The sequence below is a fragment of the Acinetobacter johnsonii genome, from assembly GCF_048551975.1.
In the GTDB taxonomy this organism is placed as follows: domain Bacteria; phylum Pseudomonadota; class Gammaproteobacteria; order Pseudomonadales; family Moraxellaceae; genus Acinetobacter; species Acinetobacter johnsonii_A.
In genome coordinates, this window is record NZ_JBIMCF010000261.1 from 1 (window position 1) to 263 (window position 263).

Annotated in this window: 1 protein-coding gene; it reads right to left on the reverse strand. The window is 41.4% G+C overall.

The annotated features are described in order from the left end of the window. The coding region (locus ACG9ZB_RS17435) for a hypothetical protein (protein WP_419326865.1) at positions 1–208 on the reverse strand (208 nt) is incomplete at its 3' end. Between the last annotated feature and the right edge of the window lie 55 nt (positions 209–263).

Genomic DNA, 263 nt, shown 5'->3' on the forward strand with positions numbered 1-263 from the left:
GCCCATATCTGCCATCAAGTTTTAAATAGCTGCTATCACCATCAACATTTTGAGCCATTACACCTGTTGACATTTTAAAGAAGCCGCCTCCCATCCTATGCCAAGTCATCCAAGGTCTTGCAACTCCGTTTGCAAGATCACCGTTCCAAGCTATACTTCCTAAATTCAATACAACACCTGCTATTCCGCCTTCGTAATAGTCGTTCATAAAGTCACATCCTGCTATAACATTTCCTACAACATAAGAAGCTGTAATAGGGTAG